The following is a 13,478-nucleotide window of genomic DNA, read 5'->3' on the forward strand; positions in this document are numbered from 1 at the left end:
GGTGTTATATGAAATTGATTTAGTTTATAATGTTATCGATCAGATGATCCGCAACCAGCGCCGCAGTTCCCATTTGCTGTGCATCTTTATGAAGTGAAGATATTTCAATGGTTGTCATCTTCGCTATTTTTGGGATACTGAATTCGTTAATGGCAACCTGTATTTGAGGCGCTATGATATCTCCCACTTCAGCACCGCGTCCACTGATTATTATTTTGTTCGGATTGAGGATATGCAATAATGTTGAAATCCCTTTGCCTAACATGTAACCTATTTTTCCGAGGTTATTGATGGCAATTTGATCCCCAAGTTTTGCAGCTTCAATTAAAGCATCAGATTTATTTTGACCTGCTTTTGCGAAAGTGGAGTAGATGGAATACTCCCCATTTTCGATATCAGATTCTGTATTTTGTATAGCTGCATTTAGCGAGGCTTCAACTTCCAAACAGCCTCGTTTTCCACAGGAACATAGGGTGTTTTTGTCTGAAAGCGGGATGTGGCTGAATTCGCCGGCAAAACCAGTTGCTCCTTTAAAAATTTCACCATTTATGATGATCCCAAGACCGACACCCCAGTTGAGATTGATGACCAGTGTATGTGCAATATCAACACCATGTCCAAATTCTTTTTCGGCCCACGCGATACACCGTGAATCGTTATCAATGACGGTGGTGATATTTAGCCTTTCTTCAATCTGTTTGTAAAGATGATGGAGTGAAGAATTTTTTGGATAGGAGTCGTTTATTTTTTCTTCAGGATTCACGAACCCGGGCATGCTGATGCCTACACCGATGATATGTTTTACGTCGATTTGATTTGTTGCTATGAGCTGCTCTAAATGTTGGAGAATCAATTCTCCGGCATTCTGTTCTTTCAGGTTGATAGCGACATCTTTGTGTTGCGCGATGATATTGTGGCTCAGGTCGGATATCGTGAAGGAACTATAGTACTGGTCAATTGCAATACTTGCAATTAAATGCGGGAGCTGCTTATTTAAACCATATTGTGACGCTCGTCTTCCTCCTGTGGATTCTCCAAGACCGTTGTCAAGGATAAGGCCTTCTTTAACAAGCTCGTTAATCGTTTTTGTAACAATTGGGGTGCTTTTGGAAAGATTTTTTGAGATTTCAGCAATAGATTGCATCTCATTATAATATAATAATCGTAATATGTCAGCTTTCATCGTCGGTATAATTGGCTTGTGAAAGAAATGGTTATAATTGTATTATAAAGATAAATAATTTTTATTGTAAGTTCAAAATACTTTTTAAAAAACTTTAAAAAGTTATGATTATTTAAAAACAATAAGTTGCATGTTGTAACAGAGTTACTGATCGTAAGATCGAAGTAATAACTTATATTTCTCTATTCGCATTTTAAAGGTAAAATTGTAGGAATTTTATTTATAAAAACTATTTTCTAAATATGGTTATTCTTGGCTAATCCTATAACGTATCTTGCTCATGAAGATTTCTTAACATCAAATTTTCTATTAAATTTATAGTCCTGGATTTTAGTCGGATATTTTAATAGCAATCGCATCATTGAATGCGTTCATAGGCAATATAAATTGTGAAATTTTTTGGAGCGAAAGTATGAATTGCAGTGGTACATAAAAAATGTTTTTTGTGCCACTGCAATTTGTCAGCACCTTCATTTTAATGCAGAGCTTACTCTACACGCCAATCATTTGTATAAAAGCCAGCATCAATAAGTGAATTTGGACCATATTTCAACATATCCAATTTGAAAAACATATAATCCGGGAAACCACTTGCACCAGCAAAGTACTGGTTTGCAGTGGCGGCTTTCATACCTTTGATTCCAGTTCCGGTAATAATGCCGATCGTATGGATATTACTTCCCTGTTTTTTCCAGATAAAGTAACCACCTAAATCACTACCTTCATATTTATGCATTCCCAATTTTATTGTTGAAGATGTTACGGAAATAGGACAGTCTGTCAAGAGTACGTTCCAAGCGCAGTTGGTCTGGCTATTGCCGATAAGAATAATATTTCTATTGGCATATGCTGTGGTGTCAAATTCAGTGTCGGCGATGATGTCAAATGAGCCATTACCACGGTAATACCATGATTCAGCGTCGTATTTCGCTTTTTCAAATGCCCATTTATTTTCCTCGGGTGTACCTTTCGTTCCATAAACGTATACCATGTTATGGTTAAAGGCCTCTTTGAACATTCCGTTTCGGTGTGGCCCCTTTTCGGCAGGCGAGGGCTTTTCGATGATCTGCCATCCCTGTTTCGACTTCCTTAAATAGATCATCGCATCTTTTGCTGATCTTTGGCAGCTAATCTGTGATAGCGAATCCAACATGATATTAATATGTTGACCTTCAGGAAAGGCGTCCAGGTTTAAGGCCAGGGTTTTTACATTGTCTGTTCGGCCTTGGATCGTATTGTTTTCTAGGTTACGAGTGAGCTGGATGTGTGAATAGGATAGCGCTTCTTCCTGTTGATAAATTGTGGCCCAATAGTAAGAAGCCGATATGCCTGGATTTGCTGTTTTAAAATCAATCTTATTGACATCCTTATCGACTTTACGTTTATGCCATTTGAAATAATCAAACATGGGTTTCCAATCTACACTTTCATTACTATACCAGTGCGATCCACCGGGATATTCGTAATAACTGAAATCAGGATGGAATTCACCAAGAATGTTGCGCATTTGACGTGCATAGCTTATCGGTACGGTGCGGTCGGCATCGCCGTGCAAGACGTAAATTCCCAGTGGCTTGTAGTTTGATGCGTAGGCGATGACGTCACTTTGGTTACTCGAACGGAGTAAAATATTCTCCATTTCATTGCGACCTTTTTCGGGAATTAGTCCGTCTGCCGAGCCGTAGCCTTTAAGTGTCGGGTAGCCGGCGCAGGGAGCAATTGCAGCCCATTTATCGGGATAAGTAGCCCCCAAGAACCAAGTTCCATGTCCACCCATAGAATGTCCGGTTAAATATACACGCTGTGTGTCCGGTTTTAATGTCTGTTTTGCTAAAGCAAGTACTTCTAGCGCATCTAAGCGTCCCCAATCCTCCCAGTTGAATCCACGAGGCCTACGGTTTGTTGGAGCTATTAATGTTCCCCAGTCTTTTGCGTGATAGGCCTGGGCCTGCCCTAATGCTTCCACGCCCGCACCGTGTACGGAGAAGAATAAAGCATCGCCTGATTTTTCACCGCCGGTCGCGGGATTCACTGCAAAATACTGTAGACTACCGTCTATTTCACTGGTAAAAGTATGGCGGTATGGACTGCTTGCAGATACGCTACGTAGGTTGATATTCTTCTGATCGATCAGTTTTCCTTTTTTGAACAAACCGAGCTTTACTGTGGGCGAACCGATGGCTACAATTTTTGACGCATCTATCTGCACGCTAATTTTTCTCGTACTATGTGCCGGGATAACTGGAACAGCTGTTGTACTTGTAAATCCTTCAATAGTATTCTCTATATTAAGATCGTACATGTTCTTGGATGTATTATTGATCACAACAACACCCGCCAGTAATTTACTGTTATTTTTACCCAAAACGATATCAGGAAGTGTAGCGTCGTTAATGTCCAATATCGCTTGCTGAGTAGGAAATGATAACTCAGCCTGTACCAATATGCCACGTACATAAAATTCATTCAATCCTTTCTTTAATTGTACAGGAATGTTTAACCAGCCCATGCGATAGGGATCACCGGAATGGAGTTCGCCGTTGATCAAAACAGCACTGTTGCCTTTGATATTAAGAATAGCAGCTTGCGCTTTCTTTGCGTTATAAGTCAGATACAAATAGGTAGGACCTAATCCACGTCGTGGGTTAGCGTTTTGTTGTGTAGTGGTAGAATTAGCTATCTTTTCTATTCTTCCCGGGCCAGCAGGATTATTGGGATTTCGTAGGTTCCCCCCCATCCCGGGCGACGGTCTAAAAAAACCAGAGGTGTCAGTCTGGATAAAGGTCCACTTTGCTTGATCAACCTGCTTTCCATTTATGCTTTTGCCTTCTTTGGGCTCAATAAATGTCCCATTGTAATAGTTCCAAAGAAATTCGTCTGAATAGACTGCTTCTCTGCCATAGGAATGCGTAATTTGTAAGTATAGTCCTTTTTCAAAACGATATTTGTTTTGGGCAAGTAAGCCAAAATGTAAAAAAGCGAAAGGTATTATAATTAATTTACTAACTGCGCAGGAGAAGATTTTTTGTATCATCATTTTGATTCTTCTAAAAGTTGTTAATTATTATCGAGTTTAATAACAAATATTGTTAGTCAGGCGAAGTACTGAGCTTTTCGTCATCTTCCTTGTATGGTACATAAATCAGCAGCATTGTCATCATCTCTTGGTCGGATTGCATATTGGAGTAAGAATATATATTTTGTGGTGGATTGAACGGATTGAAAGGGTTTTTTTCGGTATTATCATACGTACATTCCATATGTATAGTAGAGCCGCGGGGTATCTTCATAAATTTTTTATAGCGATACATCTCTTGCCATCTATAATCCCATTTTGGAATATTTACGAGTGGAATAGTATCTCCCAGATTATTGGTGTAGTATGCCTTGAACGATTTCCCGATATAGTGCATGTGTGGCCATATATAAAGCAAAGAAAGATCTTCGGCGGGATTTGTAAATTTCAATGTATAATCCCTAACTTGATTAGCTGGGATCATAAAAAAAGAAGGCCTAATATCCTTTTCTCCTAAACCGCCAGAACCAAAGCTTACAACAGTTACTTTTCTTTTTATCGGTTTTTTGGTGAAAAATAAATGTATACCATTAACGGACTGCTCATCAATAGGTGTAGGAGAAAAATGGATAGATAGCAATATTATACCACGCTTAGGCATTGTCCATCCTATTCCTTCGGGATAAGATTCAGCTGACGAGCCTGGGATCCATCCTCCATAGTATGCCATATCACGCTTGAAAATTCTGTATGGATCTGTATAAATAGTATTGCCGTCGGTATGATTGGCAAATTTTGGTTGTTGATAAATATCTATTGCCGGATCTGAAATAACCTGTACTGAATAGTTCGCATGGTGGATTAAGCGTTTATTGTTGCTAAAGAATTCTACCCCTTCTATAGCTTGTTCTTGATCCAATTCAAAAGGTATCTTGAATTCTACGAAACGTTCTTTGTTATTTCCTTTGACGGTAAATGTATCTAAAGCTGTCAGTGTCAAATCTGGAGTTCGTCCATATCCAGTGATACTATACAGTTCACTTATTTCAGTAGTTGATTTTTTGCCTTTTTTTACTCCGTTATCGATCCAGTTGACGACTGTTTCGATTTCTTTTTTAGTCAGTGACCTATCGTTAGAAAAATGGACATAATTATTATCTGCAGTCCAAGGAGGCATGTATCCTGAAGTGATTACTTTTTTTATGAAATTACTTCGTTTAGAAATGTCGTTGTAGGTCAAAAGTGGAAAAGGAGCTGCTTCACCGGGGCGATGACAGGGTGCACATTTTGATAAAATAATAGGTTCGACATCTTGATAATAGGATTGAGCATAAGAATTTGTATCTACAAAGCCCACCACTATAAATATTGTTTTTAATATACTTGATATAACTTTATAAATAGCTGTTTTGTTCATGGCAATATTAAATGAGCGAGTCAATATCAGTTAATGATACACCCGATAGGTTCTGTCTTTTTTATAGTAATCGCTTGTTTTGACAGGTGTTGTCGTAAAGCATCTGCTAAATAGTGTGCTGTTGTCACCGTTCTTTTTTTGCCCAAATCAACTGCCCAATTATCAATAGCTCCAAAATAAATTACTTTTTCGTTTTCGACGAACGTAACTGTGGGAGTGATTTTAACATGAAGAGAATTGGTTAGATTTAAGTTAGTGTCTCGGAATAATGGAATATTAAGTTTGTATTTCGTGGCAAAAGCCTGAATTTCGGAAGACTCATATAATTCTCCAGGAAAAATACCAATAAATGCTATTTTATCACCATACTGCTTTGCCAAGGTATTTATGTCTTTTGTATAATTTTGACACAATGGGCATTCAGGAGATAAAAAGATATAGACTGTAGCCAATTCAGGAGGCATAAATGAAATGTCTGAATTTTTATTGATGTCTGTCAACCTAAAGATTTCTTTATTTACGGTTTGCAAGAATGCTTTCGAAGGAAAGAATAACATCAATAGAAGGCTCATCATGAGTCCTTTTTCAGGTAATCTTTGGATTCTTATTATGGGCATAACATTTTCCAGCTTATTAAAATAAAGAACTTACCTGATCCAATAAAGGGTCAGGTAAGTTGCGTTGTGTTGTATTATTCACTTTTGTCCCACCAGACACGTCCCAATATGCTCGTTGGCTCTCCGAAATCAGGATCTTTTCTCATTTCTTCGATTGCATCGAAACGATTTTGGTAATTGTAATCGCCTGCTAATGGATAGTTTATTACGAATCTCCGTGGCATTTTTATTGCTTGACCTTCAACGAACCAAGGTTCAAAAGCAATTGCCGTATTATTATTAGGCATATTAGTTCTTTTTACTATTGCCCACGCTTCATTATAATTTTTGAAGAAATTTAAATAAGCTTGCAATACAATTTGTTCTAATCCTTTACTTGCTTTGAATTTAATGTCTGGCTGTTGTTTAAAGGTTGCTATTTCAGCATCTGTCAAAGGAGAGTAGTCATAGATCAGCGCTTTTTTTGCTGCCTTATCATAAAACTTTAAAGAGGCTTCAACTCCTTTATAGTACCATTCTTCCGCACTTTCGCTGGTTGTTCCACGTTGGGCTAGTTCAGCGCGCATAAAGCATACGTCAGCATACGTTATCAATGGCATTGTGCCTAATCCTGTGCCGCCATTATTTTCGGGCTGGAATAATCTATCTTGAATTCTGGAAACAGTATCTAATGTAATCGTACTTTGTCCATTTTTTATTTGAATTGGCGTAAAGAATCTTGATTTTTTTGGATCGTTTGGAGACGAAGGACTAGAGTACTGACCATAATAACGCCTTGTATCAAAAACGGATGTAGACGGAATTTTGCCTTGTGCTTTAGCTAACGCGAAATTATCTTCACTCCACATATTTTTCACGAAGAAGAAGCGTAAGCGCGGATCTTGATTATTCCACATATAATCAATCACATCGTGATCTCCTACAAAAGCTCTTCCGTTGCCTGTAATATTCCAATTGCCACCGCCAGTAAACTGAGCTCCTGGATAAAATACCCATTCTTCATCTGCACTGTTAATTACATTACTATTATTGGCAAGTACTTCTTTAACAATCGTTGCCATACGTTGTGGGTCGCGTTTTGATAAGCGTAATGCAATCTTTAAACGAAGCGAATTAGCTGCCTTAATCCATCGAGACACATCGCCTTTGAAATAAAGATCACTGTTGCCATAACTAAATTGTTCAACGGGTTGTTCTTTTTTTAGAATTTCTACTGCTGCCTTTAATTCTTGATCAAAGGTTGCGTATAATTCGCTTTGTGTTTCGTACTTAGGGGTTAAAGTGCCGCCGTATCTCGCTCCAAATGCCTCGGTATAAGCTAAACTGCCGTTGACATCAGAAACATACCATGCGTTATACACTTTTAGTATTGTTGGAATAGTGCGCATATAGACATATCTGGCCTTTTCGTCGTCACTCATTTTATCGACAGTTTTTTGGATATCAACAAGGACATTTCCAACACCAATATAAAATCTTCCGTAGCGATTGTTTGTATTGGCCGCATTTTCTGAAACAGTTATACCATTTCCCGTTCTTGATAGAAAAGCACGAGACCATCTTGGAATGAAATTGTAATTATCATAAAAAGCTTCGAAATCATTGTTGTGGGCAGAAGTGATTGCTTGCGCGAATAGTGGAGGTAAAGAGATATTAATAACCGCATCAGGATCCGTGTTATATTCTGCAAAATCTTTTTTGCTACACGCACTTAGTGTAGTGATAAATATAGATAGAATAGTAATTCTATTTAAGTGTCTTGATAATATTTTCATGATCAAACTTTTTAACTTAAAAATTGGTGTTTAACGTGACAGAGAAGCTTCTTATGAGTGGCGTTCCTCCACCTAAAAATGCAGATGCAGCTCCAGTAGTACGATAATCTTCTGGATTGATATTGTCTGGTAAACTATTGTAAAGATATCCTAAATTCCTGCCAGATAGTGTCATGCGCAAATTGTTAAGTTTGAATCTTGATGCTGTTGTACGAGGCAAGTCGTAGCTTACAGAGACGTCTCTTACCATCACCCATGAGGATTCGAACGCAGATTTTTCGCGGATACCAGCACCCCAACCGTAGGTGTTATTGTAGTATGCATAGGTGAGCATAGGATTTTTTAATCCCTGGTCTACTGCTTCCTGATAGCTCATACCTCCAACATCTTTACCGCCTAATATAGTTCCTTGGGCAAAAACTCCATCGGGAATAAGTCCCCAAGCTTCATTTCCATTTGCATCCTTGAATTCTATTCCTCCAGCTTCTCCTTTTCGACCGTATAATGTACTCGCTATTTGTCCAGTTTGAGAACCATAATTGTATGTTGGAGAATATACATATCCACCAAATTTAGAATCGAGCATTACACTTAATGATAGGGCTTTGTAATTCACTGTATTAATTATGCTTCCGAGGAATTTGGGTTGAGTGGATCCAATTTTAACTTCTTTCTCTAATCCTTGCGCATAGTTTTGCGAACGTACGTACGATGCTCCTGTTGTTGTTGGCGACATAACATATCTACCATTGCTGGGATGATCTATTGGATTTCCTGAAGCATCTCTTGCTTGGAAACGAGCTAGACCATACGAGGCAACCATAACGCCATATTCTCCTCCTACTTCAGCGATAGCCCTAATGCCATCATCTCCTTCTAGTGATGAGAGTGGTACACCTGGCGCCAATGCAATAATTTTGCTTCTATTACGCGTATAATTAAAAGCTACGTCCCAAGAAAAATTTTCTTTTTTAATGGGAGTACCATATATCTTAGCCTCGATTCCTTGGTTTCGGATATGACCACTGTTGATAAGCGCATTGCGTACGCCTGATTCTTGTGAAACAGGAAGGTTGATAATCTGATTTTTAGTGTTTTTTTGGTAATATGTAAAATCAATTCCCAAACGATTATTTAAAAATCTTAGATCAGTACCTGTTTCCCAGGTGGAACTTTTTTCTGGGACAAGATGCCTGTTTCCTAAATTATCTGAGTCGAAATAATAACGTGTTATTTCACCGTTTTCCGCGCTCACATAATTACTAGTGGGGAGATAGTATCCAGTCATCGCTCTGTATGGATCAGTTCCTTTTCCTACGATATTGTAAGAAAATCTTAATTTGGAGAAGCTGAATATAGTGGAAGGTAACTTCAACGCTTCATGGAATGTCCAGGCAAGATCCATTCCTGGGTAAAAATAGGAATATGTGCCAGTCTGGTCAGGATATAGAAGAGATGAATCCCAGTCGTTACGTCCGTAAAGATTTAATGTGAGCCATTTTTTATAGGTGACTGCACCTTGAAATAACAAGGAAAAACTTTGACTAATATAAGGTTTGCTTTCAGAATAGCCTATAGCATTTGTTGAATTGGAAAGACGGAATATGTCTGGGATACGCATACCATTGGTCCAGGCTTCTAAACCCTTGCGTTCGGAGCGATTTACTTCAGCTCCTCCTAATGCAGTGACTTCAAAGTCATCGAAAGTTTTTCTATAGTTAATATTACTATGATATCTTGTTTGGATTACTCGATACTGGTTTGTACGATAGCTACCTCCGTTAAAATTAGATTCTTGTCCCCTGTTTCTCTGTTCGTTATTAGCATTGAATAGATTTACGCTGAAGATATTTTCCATTTGTAGCCAATCTGTGAAGTTAATCTTTGCATTGATATTACCACGGAAGTTTTCTTCTTTTTGAAGTTGTTTTTGTTCGTACAGCGTGAAAAATACGCCTTGTGATGAAGTAGGATCTTGATCACTAACCCCCCCATTAATAGGGTTGAGATATTGATCTTTCCAATACATGAGGTCGTACTCTCTAGGCATTCCCCATGTGAGACCATACATTAAATTGTTTCCTCCAGAAGAACGATTTGGGTTAAAACTGTTGCTCCCAACATAGGTTGCGCCGGCATCTATTACGACAGCTTTTCTAATGCGATGAGTGGCTCTTAACGCAATACTATTTCTATCAAATTTATTTTGTGGAACTACCCCTTTAGCGTATGAATTTGAATAGGAGATACGAAATGTAGTTTGTTCGTTGCCACCTGAAAGCGCTAAATTAGAGTTTCTGTATTGGCCTGTCTGATACAGATCAAGGATGTTGTTGTTTGGCTGAAATTTCATTTCGTGCCCGGCAGGATCTTTCAGCGTGCGTCCGTCAAAGGCAGGTCCAAAACTATAGCCAAAATAATTAGGCGGAATCTGTTCTAAACCATCATTACCTTTGGGATAAACATAGTTCGGTAATATTCCGGTACCGTATTTATCTTGAAAGTCTACTGTTGCATAAGGATCGTCGAACCCTTGTGTGTGCGTAAAAGAAACTCCCAGTCCACGTTGAGAATAACCTTTTTTGGTCGTAATTAATATCACCCCATTACTTGCTCTACTGCCATATAGAGCTGTAACAGATCCTCCATTTAAAACAGATATAGATTCGATATCATCCAAGTTGAAATTTTTAAGGATGTTGCCGAAATCTTGTTCTCCACCGCGATTTGGTATGACGACATCATCGTCCATAATGATACCGTCTACGACAATTAAAGGGGTATTACCGAAAGGATCGAGCGAGCTTGCCCCCCGAATAAGAAAACGCGGAGTCGATTGAGGGCCACCGGTACCAACGTTAACTTGCATGCCGGGTACCATTCCCTGTAAAGCAGCAATTGGATTGATAGCATTTGTTTTTGCTATGTCTTCTCCACTGATTTGTGTCATTGCATATCCCAGTTGTCGACGCTCTCTGGATTCACCTAAGCCAGTTACAACAACTTCATCTAAAGCGGATGCATTTTCTGATAATGTGATACTAATTTTTGTATTGGTACCGACTGCGATTTCTTGTGGAGTGTAGCCAACTCGTGTTATACGAATCGTTTCGCCCTGCGCCGCTTGGATATTGAAGGACCCATTTACGGTGGTTTGTGTGGCTCTAGTAGTACCTTTTACAGTAATTGTTACCCCAGAAATTGGTCCATTGGCATCCTTTACCGTTCCGGTAATAGTCTGCTGCGCATAGAGAGCCGATGCACTAAAAAGAGTACATATCGCCAATCCTGCAGATCTTTTGTAAAATAGACTCATGCTTATAATATTTAGTATTAATAATGATTAGTTTTTATTTACAACTTCTAACGTTGTTTAAGTTTGTTCTATGGTCTCTTATTCGTTACCGTTACTGTTAACGGTTGATATGTATGGCTACTAAAATAATTTATCGCTAATTTTAAGTCTCTTATATTTCCATTCACCCTTAGGCTAAAGTTGTACGATTTACTTTATAGCCTTCTTCAATTTCATTCGAGAGTTCGTCGAAAAGATATTGACTGTCAGTTTGATTTGATAATTTTTTAAGCTTTTCTTTACAGTTTAAGATGATTTAAATGATTTCTATTGCATCTTGTGGGTAACTTAAAAATAGGATTTACTTCATTTCAGGAAACCGATAGATTCAATAGCGTGCTTGCCTCTCTCGCTGAATTTTAATAAAGTTCGTTGTGATTTCTTGGAAATTGTACTAAGCGGCCTCACTTGCCTTTTTGCTTGTATTTTTTAATAAATTCATTTTCTATTATTTAAGGTTAATAAAGTTGTTTAGTGCTAGTTTAAATCCTTGTGTGGGGATTTAAACTAGTTTTCTGTTAATCTAAGGTACTTTCGTTAATAATTTTTTTACTGATCAGACGGTTATTTCTGAAGCTGTCATTTAAACAACAAAATATGGTTAGTATAAAAGTTGTTGGCTAAAATTAGTCAATTACTGTTAAGTTCCAAATACTTTTTAAATATTTTTAAAAAGTATTTGATTCTTAGTCATTAAATGCATGCAAACGTTTGTTATTGTAACAATGTTATGATTTGACTTTCCTGTTTATGCCATTAAATTGTAGATTAGGCATAAAAATGAATACCAAATAGCTTATATTTACCTTTTAATTATACAATCTGATTATGAAACAACGCTATTACTCCTTGGATGTCTTTCGTGGAGCTACTGTGGCACTGATGATTATGGTGAATAATCCGGGGACATGGGCTCATATGTTTGCACCGCTAAAACATGCAGAATGGCATGGATGCTCGCCTACAGACCTGGTTTTTCCTTTTTTTCTTTTCGCAGTAGGTAATGCCATGTCTTTTGTTATACCTCGTTTGCAAGAGGCGGGACCGGCAGTATTTTGGCAAAAGGTAATCAAACGGACGGTCCTCATTTTTGCGATTGGACTTTTCATCAATTGGTGGCCTTTTGTGAAATGGGATGGTGCAGCATTGGTGTTTAAGCAATGGGTGGACGGAACGGATCCGAGCCGGGGTATTCGTATTTTTGGTGTACTGCAACGTATTGCTGTGGCCTACTGCTTTGCGTCGATTCTCGCTTATTATTTTAAAGAAAAAATGATTATCTGGATCTCGGCAATCATACTGTTGTTGTATTGGGCAATTTGTGCAATAGCCGGAGGAGCAGATCCCTATAGCTTAGAAGGCTGGTTCGGTACACAATATGATATAGCAATCCTGGGTTTGCCGCATGTTTACAAAGGGGAGGGGGTGCCATTTGATCCTGAAGGGCTGATGAGTACCTTGCCGACAATTGTTCAGGTCGTCTTTGGCTATTTAGTTGGTGTATTTATTAAAAAGCAAGGTCAGGTGGATTGGCTGTGGTCCAAAGTACCGGCCTCAAGTGAACCTCATTTTAAATTGCTGGCGGGAATGTTTGTGACCGGATTTATTTTGGTCGTACTGGCTTGGATATGGGCCTTGGGTTTTCCGATCAATAAAAAAATATGGACGAGTTCCTATGTGCTCTATACAACAGGTTTGGCAACCATGACACTCGGTGGTATGATCTGGTTTATTGAAGTGCAGGGCGTCAAAAATAAATTGACACAGTTTTTTGATGTTTTTGGTAAAAATCCGTTATTCATCTTTGTATTGAGCGGTATTCTACCACGCTTCTTAGGATTGTTCCGTATTCCTGATGGTGTAAAAGAAGATGGTACACAAAAATACCTCGACGCTTTTGCCTGGTTTTATAAATATGTGTGCGCGAAAGTGCCTGGGATACCAGAAGTTGGTTCTTTTGTCTATTCACTATGTTTCTTAACGTTGATGTGGGTAATCTGCTATTGGTTGGACAAGAAGAAAATCTACGTAAAGGTTTAGTCGTAGCTGAACCTTTGCTTGTTAAATTATTTTGGCACTCAAAGATTTTTGCTATCTTTGCAGGCAATTAATAAA

7 protein-coding genes are annotated in these 13,478 nt (G+C 38.4%); 1 reads left to right on the top strand and 6 read right to left on the bottom strand.

Features of this window, described 5'->3' with window-relative positions:
* Positions 1 to 19: 19 nt before the first annotated feature.
* The 6 genes from ACLCDV_RS03535 to ACLCDV_RS03560 all read right to left on the bottom strand — a co-directional run bounded on the left by ACLCDV_RS03535 (position 20) and on the right by ACLCDV_RS03560 (position 11,324).
* Positions 20 to 1,183 (bottom strand): ROK family transcriptional regulator, encoded by a 1,164-nt coding sequence (locus ACLCDV_RS03535; RefSeq protein ID WP_317668420.1) that lies wholly within the window; start codon positions 1,181 to 1,183, stop codon positions 20 to 22.
* A 487-nt stretch (positions 1,184 to 1,670) separates the two neighbouring features.
* Positions 1,671 to 4,220 carry a prolyl oligopeptidase family serine peptidase gene (locus tag ACLCDV_RS03540; RefSeq protein WP_411972923.1) on the bottom strand — a complete coding sequence of 850 codons (2,550 nt, stop codon included), beginning with the start codon at positions 4,218 to 4,220 and terminating at the stop codon, positions 1,671 to 1,673.
* Positions 4,221 to 4,272: 52 nt separating this feature from the next.
* On the bottom strand, positions 4,273 to 5,616 hold the full coding sequence (locus ACLCDV_RS03545; protein WP_411972924.1) for a c-type cytochrome: 1,344 nt from the start codon (positions 5,614 to 5,616) through the stop codon (positions 4,273 to 4,275).
* Between the two features lie 26 nt (positions 5,617 to 5,642).
* Positions 5,643 to 6,233, bottom strand: a complete 591-nt coding sequence (locus tag ACLCDV_RS03550; protein ID WP_411972925.1) for a redoxin domain-containing protein — start codon at positions 6,231 to 6,233, stop codon at positions 5,643 to 5,645.
* 74 nt (positions 6,234 to 6,307) lie between these two features.
* The gene (locus tag ACLCDV_RS03555; RefSeq protein WP_411972926.1) at positions 6,308 to 8,008 is read right to left on the bottom strand and encodes a SusD/RagB family nutrient-binding outer membrane lipoprotein; all 1,701 of its coding nucleotides are present in this window, start codon (positions 8,006 to 8,008) and stop codon (positions 6,308 to 6,310) included.
* A gap of 16 nt (positions 8,009 to 8,024) precedes the next feature.
* On the bottom strand, positions 8,025 to 11,324 hold the full coding sequence (locus tag ACLCDV_RS03560) for a SusC/RagA family TonB-linked outer membrane protein (RefSeq protein ID WP_411972927.1): 3,300 nt from the start codon (positions 11,322 to 11,324) through the stop codon (positions 8,025 to 8,027).
* Between the two features lie 867 nt (positions 11,325 to 12,191).
* On the opposite strand from ACLCDV_RS03560, the gene ACLCDV_RS03565 reads away from it, so the two are divergent.
* Positions 12,192 to 13,403: an acyltransferase family protein gene (locus ACLCDV_RS03565; protein WP_411972928.1), complete on the top strand. Its 1,212-nt coding sequence runs from the start codon at positions 12,192 to 12,194 to the stop codon at positions 13,401 to 13,403.
* Positions 13,404 to 13,478: the final 75 nt, after the last annotated feature.

The organism is Sphingobacterium sp. Lzh-3, assembly GCF_046764375.1.
Classification (GTDB): Bacteria; Bacteroidota; Bacteroidia; order Sphingobacteriales; family Sphingobacteriaceae; genus Sphingobacterium.

What these genes read in the sequence shown, in the direction of transcription:
- ACLCDV_RS03535 (WP_317668420.1), bottom strand. Translation starts at nt 1,183, where the DNA reads ATGAAAGCTGACATATTACGATTATTATATTATAATGAGATGCAATCT.
- ACLCDV_RS03540 (WP_411972923.1), bottom strand. Translation starts at nt 4,220, where the DNA reads ATGATGATACAAAAAATCTTCTCCTGCGCAGTTAGTAAATTAATTATA.
- ACLCDV_RS03545 (WP_411972924.1), bottom strand. Translation starts at nt 5,616, where the DNA reads ATGAACAAAACAGCTATTTATAAAGTTATATCAAGTATATTAAAAACA.
- ACLCDV_RS03550 (WP_411972925.1), bottom strand. Translation starts at nt 6,233, where the DNA reads ATGCCCATAATAAGAATCCAAAGATTACCTGAAAAAGGACTCATGATG.
- ACLCDV_RS03555 (WP_411972926.1), bottom strand. Translation starts at nt 8,008, where the DNA reads ATGAAAATATTATCAAGACACTTAAATAGAATTACTATTCTATCTATA.
- ACLCDV_RS03560 (WP_411972927.1), bottom strand. Translation starts at nt 11,324, where the DNA reads ATGAGTCTATTTTACAAAAGATCTGCAGGATTGGCGATATGTACTCTT.
- ACLCDV_RS03565 (WP_411972928.1), top strand. Translation starts at nt 12,192, where the DNA reads ATGAAACAACGCTATTACTCCTTGGATGTCTTTCGTGGAGCTACTGTG.